The following is a 22,894-nucleotide window of genomic DNA, read 5'->3' as shown; positions in this document are numbered from 1 at the left end:
GGTGGGTTTTCTCGGGTGTGTCGCGTTGAGGGCTACGCTTAAGAGTGCGGCGTACCACCGCCAACGTAGTCATGGCAGACGACACGCCAGTCAGCGAGATCATGAGTTCGCCGGTCAAAACCGTCGAGCGGGAGACCACTATCGACGACATTGCTCGCGTCTTCGCGGAGGAAGGTGTCGGATCGCTCGTCATCGGGGAGAACCCGATCGAGGGCATCATCACCGAACACGACGTGGTCAAGAGCATCGGAAACGGGCAGGACCCCCAGTCGACGACGGTCGAGGAACTGATGTCCGACCCGGTCGTCACCATCCGGCCCAGCGACACCGTCGAGAACGCGGGCGACCGCATGGGGAACAACGGCGTCAAGAAACTCCCCGTCACCGAAGGCGGCGAACCGGTCGGCATCGTCACGACGACCGACCTCGCGCACTTCCTGCCACACCACCGCCTGGAGATGGCGAGCCAGCCCGAAACCGACGTTCCCGACGGCGAGTTCGAGTAACCGTTCCCGACTGCGGTGACCGGTACAGCCTACCGGAGCTTCGAACACCGGGCGAACACGGGTTTGCGCGTACCTGTGTCCCCGTTGGCCCCGCCTACGTCTCCACTACCCGTACCGGGGGCGCGATGGAAACGCGGCACTCGGACCCGGTCGCCGGCCAGTCGATAGTCCCCTGTCCGGGCGGCCCCGGTTTGATCCGTTCGAGATGTGTAAGCTAGCCCACCCCTAAAGGGTGGGTTTCCGCGCTGTATCCGCTATGAATCCCCTCGTATGACTGGCGAAACTGCAATACAAACTACACACTTACGGACAGTTGCTGGTGGTCGGACTCTCCCGATACGAGTATCCGTGCCACTGGCATCGCTCCCAACTCGTTTCCAAGTGGGTCTCTCCCCACTTCTTCGGGCGATAGTACCGTGCCAGAGCAGGATCTGTGAGCCGGGACCGCTAACAGCAACGGTTGCCGCCGTTCGATACCGAAGCAGAGAAAGAAGAGAGATTACTGGGCGCCGTCCCAGTCGAGTCGGCAGTCCTCGTCACAGAAGTGTGCTGACTGGACCTGGCCGTCCTCGACCCACGTGATAACGCGGTGGTTCGGTGAATCCACGATCGGTTCACCGCACGTCCTGCAGGTGGGTGCGTCGTCCTCTGATACGTCCTCGTCGAGATCCGATGTCGGGTCAACCATTATTGGAACCTGTGCAACCGACCTACTTAATCCCACATATCGCCATCGACGGGAGGCCCCGAAGACAGCGATGTTTCACGGTGGCGTTACTCCGACCGGGAGTAGTCGGGGTCGAATATCTGTGCGGACATCGGTGCCGGGTCACCCTCGGTGAGGTTGTACTCCGAGAAGTCGGAAACGCCGGCCTCGCGGAGGAGTTCCTCGTCGTAGACGTACTCGCCGGTGAACTCGGCCGGGTCGCGGTTGAGGATCTCCAGGACCGTATCCGAGACGATCTCGGGGGTGCGCCAGTCGTCCTCCGTGCCCATGCCGAAGTAGCGGGTCGCGCGCGTGTCGATCGCGGTCACCGGCCAGAAGGAGTTACAGCCGATGTCGTAGCCGCCGACTTCCTGGGCCAGCGAGAGCGTGATGAACGACATTCCCATTTTCGACCAGGAGTACGCGGCCTTCCCCGGCGCGCGGTCGATCTTGACCGGCGGCGCGTTCGTCAGGATCCAGGCGTCCTCCTCGACGTCCTGGAGGTGGTCGATGAACCCGCGGGAGACGAGATACGTGCCGCGCACGTTGACCTCGTTCATGAGGTCGTACCGGTTGGCCGGCATCTCCTCGACGTTCGCCATCTGGATGGCCGAAGCGTTGTTGATGACGATGTTGATCTCGCCCATCTCGTCGATGGCCTCCTCGATGGCCGCGTCGACGACGTCCTCGTCGCGGACGTTCAGTTGAATGGCGTGCGTGTCCACACCCTTCTCGGCGCACTCCTCGGCCGTCTTGTGAATCGTTCCCTCAAGGTCCGAGTCGGAGTCGTCGACGGTTTTGCCCGTCGAGACGATGTTACATCCCTGCTCGGCGAGTGCGAGCGCCAACTGCTTTCCGATGCCGCGCGTCGTTCCAGTGATAAAGGCGGTTTGCCCGCTCAGGTCTGGTTTATCAATCATCCGTGAGTGGCACACTCTCCCAACTCACTAATAACTCCTGCAACGGCGCACGCTACCACGTGGAGTGGAAAAGCGGTATTACCCCTCCCCCAGTAGCACCCGGTATGCGAACTGTCGTGGTGTCGAACGGAAAGCGCGCTATCGTCTGGCTGCTCGCCGTCATGGTCGTCGTTGCGACCCTGGGCGTCGGCTGGGCCGCCAACCCGCACCAGCCCCGCTCGGGGTCCGTGGCGGCGGCCACCGACGACGCGAACGTGACCGTCGAGGAACGCCGCGGCAGTTACGTCATCTCCCAGACCGGCGACGAACCCGCGAGCGTCGGCCTCGTCTTCTATCCCGGCGGTCACGTCGACCCCGAGGCCTACGTCCCCGTTCTGGCTCCCTACGCCGCCGAAACCGGCGTCAGGGTGTACGTCCCGAAGATGCCATTCACGCTGTCGGTCCTCGACCCCGACCGGGCCGGCGTCTTCCGCGAACAGGCACCCGAAATCCGCACGTGGTACGTCGGCGGCCACTCGCTCGGCGGCTCGATGGCCTGTCAGTACGCGAGTAACAACCCCGAGCGAGTCGACGGTGTCGTCCTCGCGGGCTCGTACTGCGAGCAGTCCATCAACGGGACCGACCTCTCGGCGTTGCAAGTCCTGGGCTCACGTGACGGGGTCGTGACGAGCGCGGAGTCCACCGCGACCGACCGGAACCTCCCGGAGAACGCCACCGTCATCACTCTCGAAGGTGTCAACCACACCCAGTTCGGGAGCTACACCGGGCAGGCAGACGACCTGCCGGCGAACGTCAGCTACGAGGTGGCCCACGAACGCATCCGTCGGGTCCTCTGGGCATGGAGCGCGGCACGGAGCGACGACATCGACGCGCCGGAAAACGGGACGCTCGCGCCCGAATCCGAGGACGACTCCAGCGGTCTCAGCGGTCTCGAGTGACCGACTCGCCGGGCTTCGTCACCGCGCCGGCCGAGAGTTTCGTGCCCGCGTTCAAACTCGTGTTGATGGCCGTCTTGACGCCGTCACCGGCGACGATCCCGAACTTCCGGCGTCCGGTCGAGACCTGCTCGCCTTTGACCATCAGTGTCACGTCCGCGTCGTCGTGTCGCAGGTTCGCGACCTGGGTCCCCGCACCGAGGTTCACGTCCCGTCCGAGAACGCTATCGCCGACGTAACTGACGTGTGGCACGTTCGTCCCCGCCATGACGACGGTGTTCTTCACTTCGACCCCGTGCCCGACCTCGGTGTCCTCGTCCAGAAGCGTCGCGCCGCGAACGTACGCGTTCGGACCGACCTCGGCACCGCTGCGAACCAGGACCGGTCCCTCGATGACGACGCCCGGTTCGATCGTCGCGCCCTCCTCGACGACGACCGTCCCCCTGAGCTCGGCGTCGCCGCGGACCTCGCCGCGGACCGACGACTCCATCTCGGCCAGTTTCCACTCGTTTGCCTCCAGTAGCTCCCAGGGCCGCCCGACGCCCATCCACCGCTCGATGTCGACCGTCCGGACCTCGAACGCCTCGATGACCCGCTCCAGCACGTCCGTGATCTCGTGTTCGCCGCGCTCGCTCCGGGGCACGTCCAGCCAGTCCCGCGCCTCCGCGGGGAAGACGTACGCGCCCACGTTGATCCGGTTCGACGGCGGGTCCTCGGGTTTCTCCTCGATGCCCGTCACCGCGCCGTCTTGGATGGAGAAGACGCCGTACGGCCGGGGATCTTCGACCTCGTAGGTACCGACGGCTGGCCCGCCCGAGAACAGATCGGCGAGCCCGGCCGGATCGTACAGATCGTCGCCGTTCAGCACCGCGAACTCCCCGTCGAGGTGCTCGCGCGCGGCCTGGACCGCGTGTGCCGTCCCGAGCTGTTGCTCCTGGACTGCGTACGAAACGGGAACGCCCCGGTAGCTGTCGCCGAAGTAGTCCCTGACGACCTGCTGTTCGTACCCGACCACCAGGACCAGATCGTCGACGCCGGCCTCGACCGCCGCGTCGGCGGTGTGGGCGACGAGCGGCCTATCGGCGACCGGCAACATCGGTTTCGGCAGCGACTCGGTCAGAGGACGCATTCGCGTCCCTTCGCCCGCAGCGAGAATCACAGCTTGCATGGTCGGTCCGTCCGCTGGCACCCACTAAGCCCTACCGACCGTTCGCCGCCGTAGTGACCGCCTTCGACTCGCGACCGGACGAAACGCGGTTCGTACTCGTCTGCTCGGTCCGCCGACCGCTCAAAACGGCGTGATCGATCGCAGCGCCAGCGCCGCCTCGCGCGTGAGTTCCTTCTGGACGTGAATCGGCTTGCGGAGCGACTCGTCGAGGACGAACTGGCACAGCGAGCGATCGTAGGTGGGAAACAGGAACTCCGAATCGACGTCCTCGGCCGCGATATCACAGAGCAGTTGCAACTCCGCCAGGTGTTTGACCAGCAGCAATCGATTCCCGAAAATTTCGAGATCACCGCTCGCCACGGCCGCCGCGGCCGGCCGTCCCGCGACGATGGATTGCCACGTCTTGGCAGGGGCCCGAAACACCGCACCGTATTCGAGTGCCGCCGGGTCGTCGACGAGTGCCGGCCCGAAACAACTGCCACGGTCCAGTTCGATGTAGACGAAGATGGTCCCGTTCTCGACGTACCGGTCCGCCTGATCGACGAGCTGTCCCACCGATTCCGGCAGCGACGACCGGACGCTCCCGTCGAGGCTATCGACCGCCTCCGCCAGCGTCATGTCGGACAGACGCTCGCGCACGTCGGTTGGAACCCCATCGAGGGCGTCCCCGCTGAGGTCACCGATCGTGAATTCGTCCAGGCGGAGGTCGGTGACGACGAGCAGTACGTCCTCGCTGAAGCCGAACGCCTCGAAATCGTCGCTCTCGTTGAGCGCCCGACAGTACTCGTGCAACCACTGTTCGCTCGGATACAGGACCATCGGTACCGGTGATATTTCGTCCCAGCCGTCCTAAATACGACGTGTTCGTGTCCGCGGCGGACACGACCTCGCGGGTGCTGTACAGAAAGTGGACGGGGCGGGATTTGAACTACGCCCAGACGTGCTCGCTTCGCTGTGCGCGACTGGTCTACTTCAAATCCCTTGCTCAACTTCTGCACAGAGGTACCGCTCGGCGATGAAACGCCTCGCGTGGTCTGTGCAGAAGTGGAAGGGGCGGGATTTGAACCACGCGAAGCCCTGAGCGGGGTAACCCACGGCCGGGTTTCTGGCACGTCCGACCGTCGGCGCTCTACCACTGAGCCACCCTTCCGAGCACTCTGTCCTACGGGTAGCAACAGTATCAACCCTGCGATGCTCCCTATTGGGACCCCGTGTTCGCGCCATTGCTCGGCGTGGACCGCAGTTCGTACTCGCGTGCTCGCTCCTTGATCCGCGCTGCGTCGACGGCGACGTGTTCGCCGTCGTCGTACACCACCCGTCCGTCGACCATCGTGAACGCCACGTCGTCGCCGTGAGCCGCGAACACGAGATGAGAATGGACGTCGTGGACCGGCGTCGCCCGCGCCGCATCGGTCCGAATACCCACGAGATCTGCCTTCCATCCCGCCCGGAGTTCGCCCACCCGGTCGAACCCGGCGGCCCGTGCACCGTTCCGCGTTGCCATCTCGAATATCGTCCCCGCTGGCGTCGTCGTCGGGTCCAACCGGTCGACCTTCTGGAGGAGACTCGCCTGGCGCATCTCCGTGAACGGATCGAGCGTGTTGTTGCAGGGCGGCCCGTCGTTGCCCAGGGCGACGTTGATCCCGCGGTCGAGGTAGTCGGCGATTGGGGCGATACCCGACGCGAGCTTCATGTTCGAGGACGGGCAGTGGCAGACGTGCGTCCCGGTCTCGGCGAGAACTTCACGCTCGGAGTCGTCGGTCCAGACGCAGTGGGCCAGGACCACGTCCTCGCCGGTCAATCCCACTTCGTCGAGCCAGTGGATATTGCGTTTGCCCGTCTCCGACTCGACGGTGGCGATTTCGTCGCGGTTCTCGCTGGCGTGGGTGTGGATCCGTACCCCCTCGTACTCGTCCGCCAACTCCCGCGAGCCGCGCAGGCAGGCCTCGGTACAGGTCACGGCGAATCGCGGCGTGACCGCGTATTTGATCCGCCCGTCCTCGGCCCCGTGGTACCGGCGGATGAGCCGTTCGCTCTCGGCCAATGCCGCGTCGGTCGACTCCGACAGGCCCGGCGGGGAATCTTTGTCCATCAACACCTTGCCCATGCGGGCGCGGATGCCAGATTCGATCGCCGCCTCGAAGGCCGCGTCGGCGTGGTTCACCGAGAGGTGATCGACGACCGTCGTGGTCCCCGACTCGATACACTCCAGGTAGCCGAGTTCCGCCGCGAGTCGCATCCCCTCGGCGTCCAGTTCGGCCTCCATCGGCAGGACGTAGTCGACCAACCACTCCATGAGCGCGGTGTCGTCGGCGATCCCCCTCCCGAGCGATTGCACGGAGTGGACGTGGCCGCCGACCAGGCCCGGCATGACGATGTCGAAGCGCCGACGCTCGCGGTCCGGATACTCGACTTCGAGGTCGGTTGCCGGTCCGACCGCTTCGATTCGATCACCCGAGACGACCACCGCCCCGTCCCCGATGACCCGCTCGGCGTCGACGACGATTGTTCCCCGGAGTAACATCTCCTCGATACTACCGGACTCGCGCTCAAAATTCCTCGGTCCGCACCACCGACAACACTACCTCCTGGAACCCCTACACGCGACTATGTGCGGTCGCACCTCACTGTTCGCCCCGCGGGCCGAACTCGAATCCCGATTCGGCGCTGCCGTGCCGGAAGCGTACGAGCCCCGCTACAACATCGCCCCGACCGACCCGGTCGAGGTCGTCACCAGCGACCGGCCGGACACTATCCAGCGGTTCGACTGGGGATTCCGGCCCAGTTGGGCCGATCCGGACGACGAGGGCTTCATCAACGCCCGCGCCGAGACCGCGGGCGACAAACCGGCGTTCAGCGACGCCTGGGAGTCCCGTCCGTGCCTGGTCCTCTCCTCGGGGTTCTACGAGTGGAAAGAGACGGCACGGGGACCGAAACAGCCGTATCGGGTCTATCGCGAGGACGACCCGGTCTTCGCGATGGCCGGCCTGTGGCAACGCTGGGAGGGAGACGACCGGCAGCGCGATACCGTCACGGTACTGACGACGGAACCCAACGACCTCGTCGAACCGCTCCACCATCGGATGGCCGTGGTCTTGCCCCGGGACGAGGAATCGACGTGGCTCACGGCCTCCCCCGACGAACGCGCCGAGCTGTGTCGCCCCTACCCGAACGACGACCTCGACGCGTACCCCATCTCGACGGCCGTCAACGACCCCACCAACGACTCCCCGGGAGTGATCGAACCCGACGAGTCCGAACAGACCGGCCTCGGCGAGTTCGCAGGCTGACCGTCACGGCTGTCGTCGCACTCCGAGCAGGACGACCCCGAGGAGCGCCAGAAGCGCCACGCCGACGGTGAAGCCGGCCCCGTCCTCGGTCGTGTTCCCCGCGGTGGTGTCCCTCGGTTCGTCGCTCGCGTTCGTTGCCGTGACCGTCCCTGCCGTGGTGGTCGTCGGCTCGACGGGTTCTGCCGTCGTTTCGGTCGTCTCTTCCGTCGTCGTTTCGGTGGCGTCACCTGTCGAGCGTTCGGTCGTTGTAATCGGCGATTCTGTGATCGGTGTCATCGGCTCGCTCGGCTTCTCGGAGGCCGCCTGCACGACGCCGCCGGCTTCCGCATCGAAGTCGCGAAGACTGACGCTCACGTTGGTTCCGGGGTCGGTGTCCGACAGGTCGACCAGCGCAGCGAAGGTCCCGTTTGACCGGACCTCCGTTTCCGTGGCCCCGCTCAGGAGCCCGTCCAGTCGGTAGTTGAACCCGATTTCCGTGCCGGGGGCGACCGTCGTCGAGCCGTCGACCGTCGCGTTGCGCGTCGCCGGCAACCAGAGCTGGTCGCTCTCGCCCGTCTCGATGGTGGCAGTTCGCTCGGTGAACTCGACGGTCGAACTGACCGGCTGGTCCGACGAGACGACCGCACTGTCCCCGTCGAGTTCGAACCAGACCTCGTAGCGTTCACCAGTCTGTATCGATGACTGGCCGTTCCTGAACGCCAGCGACGCTTCGTCCATCACGACAGTAATCGTTCCGTTTTCCGGATCGGGATACGCCCGAATCGCGTCGTTCTCGAAGCTCTCGGCGGTGTCCAGACGGGGTTGCTGGTTCCCCAGGGTCTCGTCGAGTTCGAGCCAGAACGACGCGTTCCGCGACCCGACCAGCGACCGGAACCGCTCGGTGTCGTCGTCCCCGGGCTGGGCGTCCAGCAGGCCGAACACGCCCGTCGCGTTCACGTCGGCGATCAGCACGTCGTCGACCGCGACCCGGTCAGTCCGCGTGCGAGTCATCTCCGATAGCGAATCCTCGTACTGGCGCTCGGGCGCGGTCCGAAGAGTGAGGTTCGACACCGACGGCTCGTGGAGATCGAACAGCCCGACGTCCTGTAGTTCGCCGCCGGAATTGACCGCCATCTCGTAGTCCGTCGCCGCGAGGTGCTCGTCCAGCGCGGGGGTCGTCAGGTCGACGCCAGTGATCACGTCGCCGTCGTCGGCGCTCCAGGCCGTCCGCTCGCCGCTCCCCGTGCGATTCCCGGCGAGGAACGTGTTCACCGTGAGCGAGACGCGGCCGTCGTCGTCACCGTCCTCGAACTCGACTTCGGCCCGGTAGCCCTTGTCCGCCGATCCGACGACGAGGGTCCCACTGTCGCCGGGTTCCGTGCTGATATCGATCGTCCGCGTATCGCCGGCGGCTGCCCGAACGTTGTCGTCGACGAACGCCATCTCCTCGGCTTCGGAGACGGTGATCGTCGCTGTCGAGTCCTCGTCGGTGTCGGTCACCGAGAACGTGAACGTGTACGTGCCGGTGTCGACGTCCGTCAGATCGGCTTCGATCTCGTCGGAGACCTCCGAAACTCGCGTTCCGTCGTCGGTCTCCGTCCCGCCGAAGATTTCCCGCAGTTCGCCGCTGGAAACGTCCGTGGCCGTGATCTCCACGTCGTACTCCCCGCGATTCGAGTCGACGTCGAAATCGAGACTGGAGCCCGGGGCCGACGTGTCCTGCTCGGGCGTGACACTGAACTCCTGCTCGGCGATTCTGAACGCCGCCTCGTCGACCGCGTCAGTATCGCTCTGCGGTGCCGTCCCGGTCTGGACGCCCCGATCGTTCGTTCGGACGACTCTGTCCTCGTCGTCGAGGAGGACGTATTCGCCGGGTTCCAGGGACGACGAATCGACGACGGCCGACGCGCGCTCGTCGAGCGTGACGGTGTCGACGAACTCGTCGACGGTAGCTTGCCCTCCACTGTCGGACACCGAATGGAGTTCGTACGTGACCTCGCTGGCGTTGCCCTGGACGTAGAGGTCCTGTCCCTGCCAGTGCACTACACTGGACGTGAGGTTCGCGTCGAAGTCGTAGCCGTCGTGGTGGTGCTCCCCGTCGTCGTGGCCGGCGAGAGCGACGCCGGATACGGGGCCGGTCGCGACGAGACCGGCACAGAGGAGAAGCGATACGAGAATCGAAGCGTGAGTCGTCTCGGTCATCGTTTGTAACGAATGCGGTGATCGGCAGTGGCCGTGGCTGCTCCTCATTCGCTACCGGTTTTGTTACTCGTCGGCTTCCGGTTCGTAGCAGTTACCTAGCAGACGCTACGGGGTTCAGAGGGTGAGTAGTACAAAAGAGTGCGTAGCGTGGGGTCTGTGTGCTGTAGAGCGGAAGCGCGGAAATTCCCGTTAAAAAAGGGAGGTTAGTAGGACCGCTCTTTGGGCTCGTAGGTCTTGTCCTCGCCTTCGAGGACGACGGGCTTGTAGTAGAGGTCCGGCCGGCCGTCGTTCCAGGAGACCATCGTGTGCTTGATCCACTCGTCGTCTTTGCGCTCCTGGTGCTGTTCGCGCCAGTGCGCACCGCGGAACTCCTCGCGGGCCAGCGCACCGAGGGTGATGGCCTCTGCGACGTCGATGATGTTGCGCGTCTCGATGGTGTGGATGAGGTCCGTGTTGTACGTCCGTGACGGGTCGCGGACGTAGACGTCCTGATAACGCTCGCGAGCGACGCGGAGGTCCTCGACGGCTTCCTTGAGGTTCTCCTCGTTGCGGAAGACGTTCACGTTGTCCGTCATCGTCTCCTGGACGTCGGCGCGCACCTCCGCGTGGTTGACGCCGTCGTCTTTCTCCAGCAGTTCCGTGACGCGGCGCTCCTCCGCTTCGACGTGGTGCTGGATGACCTCTTGGGGTTCGACGAGGGCACCGTCCGCGGCGACGTCCCCGTCGCCGGCATCGACGGCACCGGGCGAGACGGGCGTATCGACGTGGCCGTCCTCGCTTTTCGCCGAGGGACCGGTCGGGATCTTCGCCTCGCCGAGGTCTCGGCCGCCCGCGTGATAGCCCGCGCGGGCACCGAAGACGAGCAGTTCGGGCAAGGCGTTCCCGCCGAGGCGGTTGGCACCGTGCATACTGACGCAGGCACACTCGCCGGCGGCGTAGAGGCCGTTGATACAGGTTTCGCTGTTCTCGTCGACTTCGAGCCCGCCCATCGCGTAGTGCTGGCCGGGCTTGACCGGCATCGGCTCTTCGAGGCCGTCGACGCCCTCGAAGTCCTCCGCCAGGTGGAGGATGTTCTCCAGGCGGTCGAGGATGCGCTCTTCGCCCAGGTGGCGCATGTCGAGGTGGACGTACTCGTCGTCGATCCCGCGGCCCTCGTTGACCTCGGTGAGTTCCGCGCGGGCGACGACGTCACGAGAGGCGAGTTCCCCCTCGTTGTTCGCGTAGCCGTACTCGAACATGAGGCGTTCGCCCTCGTCGTTGTAGAGGATGCCTCCCTCACCGCGGACACCCTCGGAGATGAGCACGCCAGTCGAGGGGAGCGTCGTCGGGTGGAACTGGATCATCTCCATGTCCTCAACCGGGACGCCGGCGCGGTACGCCATCGCCGGCCCGTCGCCGGTGTTGGCGACCGCGTTGGTGGTGTGGTCGAACGCCTGTCCGAGCCCGCCGGTCGCGAGGATCACGCCACCGGTCGCCTTGAAGCCGGCAATCTCGCCGGACTTGATGTCGTAGGCGACACAGCCGTGACAGACGCGGTCTTCCGGGTCGTCGTGGTCGGTCACGGCGAGGCGGCTCACGTACCACTCGTCGTAGACCTCGATGCCTCGCTTGACCACCTGCTCGTACATCGTGTGGAGCATGTGGTGGCCGGTTTCGGCGCCGGCGTAGGTGGTTCGCGGGAACGAGAGGCCGCCGAACGGACGCTGTGAGACGCGCCCGTCGTCCTCTCGGGAGAACGGCATCCCCCAGTGTTCGAGGTTGATGACTTCCTCGGGAGCGGTCTTCGCGAACGTCTCGATCGCCGGGGCGTCGCCCAGGAAGTCCGACCCCTTCATCGTGTCGTAGGCGTGGTCTTCCCAGGAGTCGCCGTCCCGGAGCGCCGCGTTGATACCGCCCTCTGCCGCACCCGTGTGACTCCGAACGGGATGGAGCTTCGTCACGATGGCCACGTCGGCACCCTCTTCGTGGGCCGCGATCGCGGCTCTGAGGCCTGCACCGCCGCCGCCGATGACCAGAACGTCGTGTTCGTACATGTGTGATTGGTGTTGCTAGGGGTTACCAGAACTTCAGGTTGTTCTTGACGGCTTCGCGTTTCAGTTCCTGGATGTGCTCGGTGAGCGGGATGTCCTTCGGGCACACCTCGGTACAGGAGAACTGGGTCTGACAGCGCCAGACACCGTGTTCCTGCTCGATGATGTTCAGCCGGTGCTGTTTCATGTTCTCGCCTTCCCGCTCGTCCATCGCGAACCGGTAGGCCTTGTTGATGGCCGCCGGACCGAGGTACTCGTTGTCGCCCGCGGCGATGTTACACGAGGACATACACGCGCCACACCAGATACACCGCGTCGACATCTTGATTTTCTCGCGGTTCTCGCGGTCCTGGCGCTGCTCTTCTAAGTCGCTTTTCTTCGGCGTCTCCTCGGGGTCGAAGTACGGCTCGACGGACTCCATCTGGTCGTAGAAGTGCTCCATGTCGACGACGAGGTCCTTGACCACGTCCTGATGTGGGAGCGGCTCGATGCGGACCGGCCAGTCGAGGTCGACCATCTGGGTCTTACAGCCCAGTCGCTGCCTGCCGTTGATGAATAACGCGTCTGACCCACAGATCGCCTGTCGACAGGAGTGTCGGAAGGTCAGACTCGAATCGAAGTGGTCGCGGGCGTAGATGAGCGCGTCCAGTACGGTCATCCCCTTGAAGAAGGGGACGTGGAACGTGTCGAACCGCGGCTCCTCTTTGCCCTCGACCTCGGGGTCGTAGCGGAAGACCTTCAGCTCGACCGCGTTCTCGGAGTCGTCGAGTTCCTCCTCGGCTTTCTCCTGGAGGTCCCGCTCGGCGGCGCGCTGGCGTTTCGTCTCCATGCGCTGTCGTTGGGCCGCTGACTCCTCGGCCGCAGTGTCCTGTTCCTCTGTGTCGGCTTCGGTTTCTGATTCCTGAATTCCGGTACTCATGCGATGATCCCTGCCATGTAGAGCGCCGTTCTGGAGCCCTGTGCGACCAACACGAGGCTGGCCACGACGAGCACCCACTTGACGGCCTGCTTCTGTGTGCCTTCCAGGCCCTGGTTGATGAGCGCGTTGTAGACGCCGTTGACGCCGTGGAACGTCGCGGTCACGAGAAAGGCGATCATCGTCCCGAAGTAGCCCACCTGGCTCATCCGTGCCTGGGTCCCGAGGAAGGTGATCTCGGCGGCGTGATTCACGAAGTGCAACAGCATGAAGTGGAACGCAAGCACGCCGATCAGGAACACGGCCGTAATTCGCTGGAGGAACCAGCGGGTGTTGCCCCTGTTGAACGAGGAGTAGTGCTCTGCCATCTCAGAACGCCCCCGAGACGAACGTCGGGACGCTTGCGACGACGATGGCGCCCGACAGCACCAGCGACGCGTAGAAACTCTTGTCCTGTGCCTCTAGACCCACGCCGAGGTCGACGAACAGCAGTCGGACGCCGTTGAGGATGTGGAACACCGCAACGGCCAGCAACCCGACTTCGAGTACGCGGACGATTGCCAGGGCTTCCAGTCCCCGGATCGTCTGCGTGTACGTCGTCGCTCCCTGCGTTGCGGTGCTCAACACCGCGATGTGGGTGAACAGATAGCCGACCAGCACCCAGCCGGTGAACTTGTGGAAGATCCATGCCCACATACCGGCGGAGAACTCTTTCCACCGTCCGAAGTCCTCGACGGTGCCCCGGTCGTACGACTGACTCATAACGTTCTGAGCCAAGGACCGGGGGTGTTTAGTAGTTTCTACATGGTCCTGCAGCGACCCGCTAAAATCGCCCGCAGAGCCGCTCATGTTCGGGCCTTCCTTCCGTGCCAGGCCACCGCTGTGGCCGACGGGTACCGCACGTCAATAAGGCGGTCGAAACGTCGGCCTGGACCGACGTTTCTCGGTACCACCACCCACCAATCGAGGTGGTTCCACACTCCCCCGGATGAACGCGCTCACCCCACCATCGTTGTAAATCGGTGACTAACTGGTTCGTTTCGAGGTTAATTTCGGACTACTGTCCGGATAGATGTGTATCGTTCCCCGAACAATGCGACCAGTCGATCCGATTCGGTCGGGATCGAACTGTGCCTCCTCGCTCACGACTCGGTATACAACTGGCCCAGGGAAAGTGCGAGAACGCTGCCGACTACGGCGGCTGTGATCGACACTGGATTCAGCACGGCGGGTCCTTCGAGTAGCAGGCTCGCCGCCAGCGCGAGTCCGCCACACCCCGCGACGACGAGATCGTATATCGGCCACCGATTACCGCCGGTTCGCCCGCTGGATGAATCGGTCTGGAGGTAGGTTTGTAGTTCACGTGCGCGGTCACATGCCTGAATCCGCTTTCGGTCCGAGTCGAAATCGACGACGCCGACGGCGTCCATCCGTGGCAGGTGGTTCTGATAAAGCCCCACGTACACTCGCTTTCGCTCCGTTGAGGTGATCTATGAAACCCGCTTGTCGTTCTCCTGCGCCGCGATGTGCTCTGCGACCTCGCCGAGTTCTGCGCTCTCAGAGTCCGAATCGAGCAGGTACTGTAACACGCGCAGTCGCCGCGAATTGCGTCGGATATCGAACGTTTCGTCGAGAGAGATCGCTGTGTCAGTTTCGGTCTCACCCTTCCCCGTCTGCGAGGGAGACTCCGCTTGTTCCCGGGAGAACTCGGACGCCGCGTTCTGGCCCCGCTGGGATTATGGCATGTCGTGTCGAAGTTTTCCCCGACCGTTCTGTAAACTCTTCCCTAGTTCTAGCTAGTTTGTTAATATGGCTTAATGTGTTATTTGACAACACGTTCTCGGACGAACTACGAGCGCTCTCCGTTCTCCGCTTCGCGTTCGACGGCTCGCAGCGTTCGCTCGTCGAGTCGAACCAGGTGACAGATCGGGTTCCCGGGGTACACCAGCGGGTTCTCGACCGTTCCCACGAGGACACCAGTGAAGGGGGCTCGAATGGTGTCGGTCTCGGCTTTGAACGGGTTCGTGATGGTGCATATTTGGTCGTCCTCGTAGACCAGCGAGCCCTGGCTGTAGTGCATCTCGACGAGGCCGCCGGCGTCGGCCCGCAGCCACGTCTTCTCCTCGTTGCCGTCGATGATCGTCCGCCACCCCGGCCAGTGGACGGCCTCTGCCGGGCGCAGTCCGTACTCTGCGAGGACGCTCTCGACGCCCTCGAGCGCCCGGTCGATGAGTTTCCGCTGGAACCGGTGGGCCTCCCCCATTTCGACGGTGATGGTCGGGACGCCGGCGTCACTGGCTTCCCTGCGCAGCGAACCACTCGGACCCTCGCTGGAGATGATGACGTTCGAGGCGAACGCCTTGGCCAGCCGACCGACCGCCGGATCGTTCGTGTCCGCCCGGACGTGTAGCATGTTCGTCCGGCCGCGCGTCGACGTGTGAAAATCGATGCCGACATCACAGGGTTCGATGAAGTTCTCGAAGATGCGGGCGGCGATCCGTTTGGCGTTGGTGCTTTCCTCCGCACCGGGGAACGACCGGTTGAGGTCCCGGTCGTAAATCGGGAGGTACCGCTCCTGGGCCATGAAGGCCGGGACGTTCAGAACGGGAAGACAGACGAGTGTCCCCTCAAGCCCCTCGTGGGCCCACTCCTGTGCGACCGCTCGGACGACCTCGATGCCGTTGAGTTCGTCGCCGTGGACCGCCGCACTGAGAAACACCCTCGGGCCGGGCTTCTCGGCGTTGATGATCGTCACGGGGATTCGGATGGGATCACCGAGATACGTCTGGCTGACGCTGTACCGGATGTCCGCGGTCTCTCCGGGAGCCACCTCGCCGTCGCTGTAGGTGAACGCCCGTGATTCGCTCATGCCCGCCCTCGGACTGGGAGCTATAAAAACAGTCGACCTAGCTCGGTCACGATAACGCTCCGTTCGATCGAAATGGCGTTTACCCGATGTTTTACGGGGTGAGTAGTAGCCCTTTTTCCGGGCAGGGTTCTACCCAGTCTATGGCCGACAACGCGGACCTCACTGTCGGGGTCCTCAGCCTTCACAACAGCAAAGAAACCAAGGCAATTCTCAACGCGGTGGCCGACCTCGGGTACGACACGGCGTGGCTTCGAGCCGAGAACACGGCCGTCGACATCCAGGACGGCGTCGCGAGTCTCGAACCGGACGTCGACGTCATCGCCAACCGACTCCTCCTCTCGAAGGACGAACATCCCGCTGAGGGACTGGGTCTGGCACAGACGTTCGAACAGCTCGCTCCGATGCTCAACCCACCGAGCGCGACGCTGACGGCGATGCACAAGTTCGCGACCGGCGTCGCACTCGCCCGGAACGGCGTCCCCGTCCCCGACGCCCTGCTCGCCCTCTCGGGCGACCGACTCAACGCCGACCGCGACCGCTTCGGCGACCAGGCGGTCTACAAGACCGCCATCGGCACTCACGGCGGCGGTGCCTGGAAGGTCGATCTGGACGACCCGGTCAACCCCCAGGTCGGCTCCCGGCAGGCGTTTCTCCAGGAATATCTCGAACACGACGAGAAGCGTCACAGCGACCTCAGGGTCTACGTCGTCGGCGACACCATCGTCGGCGCGATGAACCGCTACGCGCCCGACGGCGAGTGGCGCACGAACGTCGCGCTCGGCGGGTCGGTCGAGGACGCGACCGCCGGCATCGACGACGAGGTGGCGGACATGGCACGCCGGTCCGCCGATATCGTCGGCCTCGACTACGCCGGCGTCGACATCGTCGAGGGGGCTGACGGCTGGAAGGTCCTCGAAGTCAATCCCACCGCGGGCTTCAAGGGGCTATTCGAGGCGACGGGCCGAAGCCCCGCGCCGTACATCGCGAAACTGGCCATCGAGCGGGCCGGCGGCGAGGTCGACGACGAGACGGTCGAACGACTGGCTGCGTCGCTCGACGATTCCCGACCCGCCTGTATGCCGCGACCCAAAAAGAACGCCCAATCGAAACCGGTCGTCGTCGGGTACATCGAGGAGGTCGTCCTCAGCGGCACCCGCGGCTCCGAGACGGTGATGGCCAAATCCGACACGGGAGCCACCCGGACGAGCATCGACTCTCGCCTGGCCGCCGATATCGGGACTGGTCCGATCAAGGACATCGTGAAAGTGAAATCCGGGAGCCTCAAGTCGGGCAAATCCCGTCCGGTCGTCGACCTCGTCGTCGGCGTCGGCGGCACCCAGCACACCGTCACCGCGAGTGTCGAGGACCGCGATCACATGGAGTACCCCCTGCTACTTGGGCGGGACATCCTCGAACACTACCTCGTCGACATCAACCGCCGCGCCGACGAACAGGGCGGCGAACGGAGCGAGCGGGAACTCGAAGAGGAGTAAGTTCACCTTTCGGGGAACTCCCTGTCCGCAGGCACCTACAGCCACAGAGTTACTATTGACGATGCGGGCATCGGGTTTCGCATGTACGACACGCTCTTGGTACCGCTGGACGGAAGCGACGGCGCGAACCGAGCGGCCGAGCACGCGCTCGAACTCGCCGACCGCTTCGATTCGGAGCTGCACTCGATGTTCGTCGTCGACACGCGGCTGTACGGTGAACCGAGTCTCAGTAGTACCGAGATCGTCGTCGACGAACTCGAAGACCAGGGACACGCGCTGGTCGACGACTTCGCCGACCGCGCGGACAACCTCGGTATCGAGACCGAAACGCGAGTGTGTCACGGCGTCCCCCACCAAGAGATCATCGACTACGCCGAAGATGTCGACGCCGACGCGATCGTGATGGGGTATCAGGGCCAGACGCACAGACAGAAGATCGGGAGCGTCTCGGAACGCGTCGTCAGGGACGGCAGCCGGCCGGTGTTCACGGTCTGACAGTCGTCACTTCTGCCCGTTGACTTCCGCCACGCTCTCGGTGATGTCCTCCTCGGCCCGCCAGAGATACAGGCTGGCGTAGCTCCGAAACGGGGCCCACCGCTCGGCCCGTCCTCGCATCTCCGCCCGGGTCATCTCCTCGCCGAAGACTGTTTCCATTCCCTTCCGGATGCCCAGGTCGCCGACCGGGAACACGTCCTCGCGACCCAGCGAGAACACGAGTTGCATGTCCGCGGTCCACGCTCCGACACCCGTAATTTCGGTCAACTCGGCTCTGACCGCGTCGTCGCTCATGCTCGCGAAGCGATCGCGACTCGCCCTGCCGTCGACGAACGCCTCGGCGATGTTCTCGACGTACCGCGTCTTCTGGCGGGAGAGGCCGGCGTCCCGCAGTACCGCCTCGTCGGCCGCCAGAACGCCCTCGGGCGTCACCTCGACGGCCTCGAACAGCCGCTCTCTCGTCGCGGCGGCCGACGCCATCGACACCTGCTGGCGCAGCACCGACACGACGAACCGCTGGAAGAAGTCCGCGGCTGGTTCGATGGTCAACGTGCCGTGGCGCTCGACGAGCGGTCCCAGGTAGTCGTCAGCAGCGAGCGTCTCGTGTGGGTCCGACACGAACGACGGCAGGGACCGAATCGAAAAAGGGGTTCCGCTAGCAGTCGGCGAGCCAGTGGGGTTGTTCCGGTTCGACCGACTCGTCGCCGGGCGCGTCCTCGGTCACGTCGACGTTCTCGGTATCCCCTTCGATGACCTTCGCCGGGTTCCCCGCGACCGTGACGCCCTTGGGCACGTCCTCGGAGACGACCGCTCCCGCCCCGATCGTCGCCCCCTCGCCGACGGTGATCGGCCCGATCAGCGTCGCGTTCGCCCCGATCGTCGCACAGTCCTCGACGGTCGGGTGTCGTTTCTCCCGCCGCATCGACTTGCCGCCGAGCGTGACGCCGTGATACAGGAGCACGTCGTCGCCGATGTCGGCCGTCTCGCCGATGACGACGCCGGTACCGTGATCGATGAACAGTCGCTTGCCGATGGTCGCCGCCGGGTGGATTTCGACGCCGGTGACCGCACTGGCCAGTTCCGAGAGCCCGCGGGCGAGCAGGCGGTGGTCCCACTGCCAGAGCACGTGGGCGAGACGGTAGCACCACACGGCGTGGATCCCCGGATACAACAGTGCGACCTCCGGGGCGCTTTTGGCCGCGGGATCTTTGGCGAGTGCTGTACGGACGTCTTCGATGATGTGTGTGCGTATCGCGTCGAGTCGTTCAAACATTGGTGAGTGTAGTCGCCGGTTCGGTGGTGTTTTCGGTCGATTTCGAGCCCTTCACGAGCCCCAGCCAGTTCGGCTGTGGCGGAGAGAATCAGCGACACCGACAGCGCCGTCCCGGCCGGACGAGCAACTGTCCCGCGTTCCAGCGCACCGAACGTGAGGGGCCACGGCCCATGATACTGAATACTCGCGGCTCCTGGTGCTTAAAAGCTATCGGGAACGCCCGACTCAGAAGCCCTTGCCGAGGAGCTCGCGGGCGATGATGTTCTTCTGGATCTCGGTGGTCCCCTCGTAGATCTGGGTGATCTTCGAGTCGCGGTAGAACCGTTCCGCGTCGAAGTCGTCGACGTAGCCGGCACCGCCGTGGATCTGGACGGTCTCGTTGGCCACGTCGACGGCCACGCGGGAGGCGTACTCCTTGGCCATCGACGCCAACTGGGTCAGCTGTTCTTCCTCGTGGTCGACCGACCACGCCGACTTGTAGGTCAGGTTCCGCGCTGCCTCGGTCCGGGTGAACATATCGGAGAGCTTGTGCTGGATGGCCTGGAACTCCCCGATCGGTTGGCCGAACTGCTCGCGCTCCTGGGCGTACTCCAGGGCGCGCTCCGCAGCACCCTTCGCGATCCCGACGCCCTGGGCCGCCACCTGCGTCCGCGTCTCGTCGAAGAACTGCATCTGCTGTAAAAAGCCCATGCCGCGGTTGCCCACGAGGTTCTCCTCGGGGACGCGCACGTCGTCGAAGATGAGTTCGGCCGTGTCGGAGGCACGGATACCCAGTTTGCCCGTGATCTTGTCGGCCTCGAAGCCGTCGCGGTCGGATTCGACGATGATCTGGGAGAAGCCGTTGTACCGGCCGTCGGCGTCGGGGTCGGTCTCACAGAGCACCACGAAGAAATCACCGACGGAACCGTTGGTGATCCACATCTTGTTGCCGTTGACGACCCACTCGTCGCCGTCTTTCTCCGCGCGCGTGCTCACGGAGGAGACGTCCGAGCCGGTATCGGGCTCGGAGATCGCCGACCCCATGATCTTCTCGCCGTTGGCAAGCGGTGGCAGGTACTTTTCCTTTTGCTCCTCGGTCCCGAAGCCGACGATTGCTTCGCTTCCGAACGCCGTTCCGAGGATCGCCCCGCCGACCCCGGGATCGGCGGCGTACATCTCCTCGATGATGATCGCCACGTCGAGGGCGTCGTATCCCGCCCCGCCGTACTCGATGGGGATCTGCGCCCCGGTCAACCCCATCTCCGCCCCCTTCTCGATGAGGTCGTGTGGCGTCTTCTCCTCGCGGTCGTACTCCTTGGCGACCGGCTTGATCTCGTTTTCGGCGAACCGACGCACCTCGTCGCGGATCTGTTGTTGCTCGTCCGTGATCTCGAAGTTCATGTGATGTGATCCCGTACCCACCACTACTTTCCAAACCCATTCATAATTTTCGGTCTTGCTAACGACGTTCGGCAATTCGAGAGTTAACTTAACAGTGTGTCTGAAACGAGGTGGCCGGGTCGCACGGCTCCCGGTCGAGTCGCGAAAGAAAAGCGTGGTGTGCCGACGTTAGAAGCCTTTGCCGAGGAGTTCGCGGGCGATGATGTTCTTCTGGATCTCGGTGGTCCCCTCGTAGATCTGGAGGATCTTCGAGTCGCGGTAGAACCGCTCGACGTCGAAGTCGTTGACGTAGCCGGAGCCGCCGTGGATCTGGACGGCCTCGTTGGCCACGTCGACGGCGACCCGAGAGGAATACTCCTTGGCCATGGAGGCGAGTTTGGTGATGTCTTCGCCCTGATCGACCTGCCAGGCGGACTTGTAGGTCAGGTTGCGCGCCGCCTCGATGTCGGTGAACATGTCCGAGAGTTTGTGCTGGATGGCCTGGAACTCGGCGATGGGCTGGCCGAACTGCTCGCGTTCCTGGGCGTACTCCAGGGCGCGCTCGGCGGCACCGCGGGCGGTACCGATACCCTGCGCGGCGACGCCAGTCCGGGTTTCGTCGAAGAACTGCATCTGCTGGAGGAAGCCCATCCCGCGGTTACCCACGAGGTTCTCCTCGGGGACGCGCACGTCATCGAAGATGAGTTCGGCCGTGTCGGAGGCGCGAATGCCCAGCTTGCCCGTGATCTTGTCCGCTTTGAAGCCGTCGCGGTCGGACTCGACGACGATCTGGGAGAAGCCGTTGTATCGGCCCTCGGCCTCGGGATCGGTCTGACAGAGGACGACGAAGTAGTCACCGACGGACCCGTTGGTGATCCACATCTTGTTGCCGTTGATGACCCACTCGTCGCCGTCCTTCTCGGCCTGGGTCGACACCGAGGACACGTCCGAACCGGTGTCGGGCTCGGAAATCGCCGCGCCCATGATGGCGTCGCCTGCCGCGACGGGTTCGAGGAACCGCTCTTTTTGCTCTTCGGTCCCGAAGCCGGTGAGGGCGTCGCTGCCGAACGTCGCCGACTGGATACACAGGGCGATACCGGGATCGGCCGCGAACAGTTCCTCCGAGAGGATCGCGACGTCCAGCGTCGAGTAGCCCGCGCCACCGTACTCGATCGGAATGTTCGCGCCGAGCATCCCCATCTCGGCGGCCTTGTCCATGACCTCGTGGGGATACTTCTCGTCGACGTCGTACTCCGTGGCGACCGGTTTGATCTCGTTCTCGGCGAACCGCTTGACCTCACTGCGGAGCTGCTCTTGTTCCTCCGTGATCTCGAAATCCATGTACGTCCCTTCGGAATATTAGTATAATACTTCTTTGCAATCTCGCACTAGCGAGTTAAAAACTGTTTATAATGTTGTGGACAGGAATCGCCGGACTGCACGCCCCTATCTCGGTTCCGTTAGCTATCTCAAAAAACGCATAAACGAGAAAACAGAATCCGGTCGAGGACCGTTCCGTTTAGAAGCCTTTGCCGAGGAGTTCGCGGGCGATGATGTTCTTCTGGATCTCGGTGGTCCCCTCGTAGATCTGGGTGATCTTCGAGTCCCGGTAGAACCGCTCGACCGGGAAGTCGTCGACGTAGCCGGCGCCGCCGTGGATCTGGACGGCCTCGTTGGCCACGTCGACGGCGATGCGGGAGCCGTATTCCTTGGCCATGGAGGCGAGCTTGGTGATGTCTTCGCCCTGGTCGACCTGCCAGGCGGCCTTGTACGTCAGGTTGCGGGCCGCCTCGATCTTCGTGTACATGTCGGCGAGTTTGTGCTGGATGGCCTGGAACTCGGCGATGGGCTGGCCGAACTGCTCGCGTTCCTGGGCGTACTCCAGGGCTGCATCGGCGGCGCCCTTCGCGATCCCGACGCCCTGTGCGGCGACGCCGGTCCGGGTTTCGTCGAAGAACTGCATCTGCTGGAGGAAACCCATCCCGCGGTTACCCACGAGGTTCTCCTCGGGGACGCGCACGTCGTCGAAGATGAGTTCGGCCGTGTCGGAGGCCCGGATGCCCAGCTTGCCCGTGATCTTGTCCGCTTTGAAGCCGTCGCGGTCGGACTCGACGATGATCTGGGAGAAGCCGTTGTACCGGCCGTCAGCATCGGGATCGGTCTGACAGAGGACGACGAAGAAGTCGCCGACGGTCCCGTTCGAGATCCACATCTTGTTGCCGTTGATGACCCACTCGTCGCCGTCTTTCTCGGCCTGGGTCGATACCGACGAGACGTCCGAACCGGTGTCGGGTTCGGAGATGGCGGCACCGGAGACGGCGTCGCCGGCCGCGACGGGTTCGAGGTACTCCTCTTTCTGTTCCTCGGTCCCGAACTCCATGATGGCCTCACAGCCGAAGGAGGCTGCCGAAATACAGAAGCCGATACCCGGGTCGATCGAGAACAGTTCCTCGGAGATGACGATGGTTTCGAGCGTCGAGTAGCCGGCACCGCCGTACTCGACGGGAATCTGGGAGCCGAGCAGCCCCATCTTCGCGGCCTCGTCCATGACCTCCTGGGGGTACTTCTCCTCGCGGTCGTACTTGCTAGCGACCGGCTCGATCTCGTTTTCGCCGAACTTCCGGATCTCCTTGCGGATCTGGGTCAGCTCGTCGGGGAGTTCGAAATCCATGCACGGGTATGAGGGAACGTGACATATAACAGTTTGTAATCGTATCCAAACTTGGAAGTCGTTGTCGGCCACCGGCTAAACA

Annotated in this window: 21 protein-coding genes, 1 tRNA gene and 1 pseudogene; 5 read left to right on the top strand and 18 right to left on the bottom strand. The window is 64.1% G+C overall.

What is annotated here, in order from left to right:
* Nucleotides 1-71: 71 nt before the first annotated feature.
* A complete protein-coding gene (locus E2481_RS03095) occupies nt 72-506 on the top strand; it encodes a CBS domain-containing protein (protein ID WP_136715651.1) in 435 nt (144 codons plus the stop codon).
* A 499-nt stretch (nt 507-1,005) separates the two neighbouring features.
* Here the strand turns inward: E2481_RS03095 and E2481_RS03090 are convergent, their stop codons facing one another.
* Both E2481_RS03090 and E2481_RS03085 read right to left on the bottom strand, forming a co-directional pair.
* A complete protein-coding gene (locus tag E2481_RS03090) occupies nt 1,006-1,194 on the bottom strand; it encodes a DUF7576 family protein (RefSeq protein ID WP_136715650.1) in 189 nt (62 codons plus the stop codon).
* A gap of 86 nt (nt 1,195-1,280) precedes the next feature.
* A complete protein-coding gene (locus E2481_RS03085; RefSeq protein WP_136715649.1) occupies nt 1,281-2,132 on the bottom strand; it encodes an SDR family oxidoreductase in 852 nt (283 codons plus the stop codon).
* A gap of 104 nt (nt 2,133-2,236) precedes the next feature.
* Between E2481_RS03085 and E2481_RS03080 the strand changes: the two genes are divergently transcribed.
* Nucleotides 2,237-3,070, top strand: a complete 834-nt coding sequence (locus tag E2481_RS03080; protein WP_136715648.1) for an alpha/beta fold hydrolase — start codon at nt 2,237-2,239, stop codon at nt 3,068-3,070.
* Here E2481_RS03080 and glmU read toward each other — a convergent pair.
* The 4 genes from glmU to E2481_RS03060 all read right to left on the bottom strand — a co-directional run bounded on the left by glmU (nt 3,054) and on the right by E2481_RS03060 (nt 6,759).
* Nucleotides 3,054-4,235 (bottom strand): bifunctional sugar-1-phosphate nucleotidylyltransferase/acetyltransferase, encoded by a 1,182-nt coding sequence (gene glmU / locus E2481_RS03075; protein ID WP_136715647.1) that lies wholly within the window; start codon nt 4,233-4,235, stop codon nt 3,054-3,056. The genes E2481_RS03080 and glmU overlap by 17 nt on opposite strands.
* Nucleotides 4,236-4,355: 120 nt before the next feature.
* Nucleotides 4,356-5,054 carry a hypothetical protein gene (locus tag E2481_RS03070; RefSeq protein WP_136715646.1) on the bottom strand — a complete coding sequence of 233 codons (699 nt, stop codon included), beginning with the start codon at nt 5,052-5,054 and terminating at the stop codon, nt 4,356-4,358.
* 226 nt (nt 5,055-5,280) lie between these two features.
* Nucleotides 5,281-5,385, bottom strand: a tRNA-OTHER gene (locus tag E2481_RS03065).
* 48 nt (nt 5,386-5,433) lie between these two features.
* Nucleotides 5,434-6,759, bottom strand: coding sequence for a 5'-deoxyadenosine deaminase (locus E2481_RS03060; protein ID WP_136715645.1), 1,326 nt, complete (start codon nt 6,757-6,759; stop codon nt 5,434-5,436).
* A gap of 85 nt (nt 6,760-6,844) precedes the next feature.
* Here E2481_RS03060 and E2481_RS03055 point away from each other — a divergent pair, with 85 nt between their 5' ends.
* A complete protein-coding gene (locus tag E2481_RS03055; protein ID WP_136715644.1) occupies nt 6,845-7,525 on the top strand; it encodes an SOS response-associated peptidase in 681 nt (226 codons plus the stop codon).
* 3 nt (nt 7,526-7,528) lie between these two features.
* On the opposite strand, the gene E2481_RS03050 is transcribed toward E2481_RS03055, so the two are convergent.
* The 7 genes and pseudogenes from E2481_RS03050 to E2481_RS03020 all read right to left on the bottom strand — a co-directional run bounded on the left by E2481_RS03050 (nt 7,529) and on the right by E2481_RS03020 (nt 15,521).
* Complete coding sequence (locus E2481_RS03050) at nt 7,529-9,706, bottom strand: DUF7827 domain-containing protein (protein ID WP_136715643.1); 2,178 nt, start codon at nt 9,704-9,706, stop codon at nt 7,529-7,531.
* A 203-nt stretch (nt 9,707-9,909) separates the two neighbouring features.
* On the bottom strand, nt 9,910-11,739 hold the full coding sequence (locus E2481_RS03045) for an FAD-binding protein (protein WP_136715642.1): 1,830 nt from the start codon (nt 11,737-11,739) through the stop codon (nt 9,910-9,912).
* A gap of 22 nt (nt 11,740-11,761) precedes the next feature.
* Nucleotides 11,762-12,655 (bottom strand): succinate dehydrogenase/fumarate reductase iron-sulfur subunit, encoded by an 894-nt coding sequence (locus E2481_RS03040; protein ID WP_136715641.1) that lies wholly within the window; start codon nt 12,653-12,655, stop codon nt 11,762-11,764.
* A complete protein-coding gene (locus E2481_RS03035; protein WP_136715640.1) occupies nt 12,652-13,020 on the bottom strand; it encodes a succinate dehydrogenase hydrophobic membrane anchor subunit in 369 nt (122 codons plus the stop codon). The genes E2481_RS03040 and E2481_RS03035 overlap by 4 nt, the downstream gene beginning before the upstream one ends.
* Before the next feature lies 1 nt (nt 13,021).
* The gene (gene sdhC, locus E2481_RS03030) at nt 13,022-13,414 is read right to left on the bottom strand and encodes a succinate dehydrogenase, cytochrome b556 subunit (RefSeq protein ID WP_136715639.1); all 393 of its coding nucleotides are present in this window, start codon (nt 13,412-13,414) and stop codon (nt 13,022-13,024) included.
* A 380-nt stretch (nt 13,415-13,794) separates the two neighbouring features.
* Nucleotides 13,795-14,268: pseudogene (locus E2481_RS03025) on the bottom strand (DUF7344 domain-containing protein).
* A gap of 233 nt (nt 14,269-14,501) precedes the next feature.
* Entirely contained in the window at nt 14,502-15,521 is a 1,020-nt protein-coding gene (locus E2481_RS03020; protein WP_136715637.1) for a succinylglutamate desuccinylase/aspartoacylase family protein, read from the bottom strand.
* Between the two features lie 140 nt (nt 15,522-15,661).
* On the opposite strand from E2481_RS03020, the gene E2481_RS03015 reads away from it, so the two are divergent.
* Both E2481_RS03015 and E2481_RS03010 read left to right on the top strand, forming a co-directional pair.
* The gene (locus tag E2481_RS03015; RefSeq protein WP_136715636.1) at nt 15,662-17,014 is read left to right on the top strand and encodes a RimK family alpha-L-glutamate ligase; all 1,353 of its coding nucleotides are present in this window, start codon (nt 15,662-15,664) and stop codon (nt 17,012-17,014) included.
* A gap of 81 nt (nt 17,015-17,095) precedes the next feature.
* On the top strand, nt 17,096-17,509 hold the full coding sequence (locus tag E2481_RS03010) for a universal stress protein (protein WP_136715635.1): 414 nt from the start codon (nt 17,096-17,098) through the stop codon (nt 17,507-17,509).
* A gap of 6 nt (nt 17,510-17,515) precedes the next feature.
* Here the strand turns inward: E2481_RS03010 and E2481_RS03005 are convergent, their stop codons facing one another.
* The 5 genes from E2481_RS03005 to E2481_RS02985 all read right to left on the bottom strand — a co-directional run bounded on the left by E2481_RS03005 (nt 17,516) and on the right by E2481_RS02985 (nt 22,812).
* Nucleotides 17,516-18,127, bottom strand: a complete 612-nt coding sequence (locus tag E2481_RS03005; protein WP_136715634.1) for a DNA-3-methyladenine glycosylase family protein — start codon at nt 18,125-18,127, stop codon at nt 17,516-17,518.
* A 37-nt stretch (nt 18,128-18,164) separates the two neighbouring features.
* Nucleotides 18,165-18,782 carry a serine O-acetyltransferase gene (gene cysE / locus E2481_RS03000; RefSeq protein WP_136715633.1) on the bottom strand — a complete coding sequence of 206 codons (618 nt, stop codon included), beginning with the start codon at nt 18,780-18,782 and terminating at the stop codon, nt 18,165-18,167.
* Nucleotides 18,783-19,007: 225 nt separating this feature from the next.
* On the bottom strand, nt 19,008-20,162 hold the full coding sequence (locus tag E2481_RS02995) for an acyl-CoA dehydrogenase family protein (RefSeq protein ID WP_136715632.1): 1,155 nt from the start codon (nt 20,160-20,162) through the stop codon (nt 19,008-19,010).
* 168 nt (nt 20,163-20,330) lie between these two features.
* A complete protein-coding gene (locus E2481_RS02990; RefSeq protein ID WP_136715631.1) occupies nt 20,331-21,482 on the bottom strand; it encodes an acyl-CoA dehydrogenase family protein in 1,152 nt (383 codons plus the stop codon).
* A 178-nt stretch (nt 21,483-21,660) separates the two neighbouring features.
* Nucleotides 21,661-22,812, bottom strand: coding sequence for an acyl-CoA dehydrogenase family protein (locus tag E2481_RS02985; RefSeq protein WP_136715630.1), 1,152 nt, complete (start codon nt 22,810-22,812; stop codon nt 21,661-21,663).
* Nucleotides 22,813-22,894 lie beyond the last annotated feature (82 nt).

The sequence above is a fragment of the Halorientalis salina genome, assembly GCF_005049285.1.
GTDB lineage: Archaea > Halobacteriota > Halobacteria > Halobacteriales > Haloarculaceae > Halorientalis > Halorientalis salina.
The sequence above is the reverse complement of the archived record's forward strand: the minus strand, read 5'-3'. Positions and strand labels throughout refer to the sequence as shown.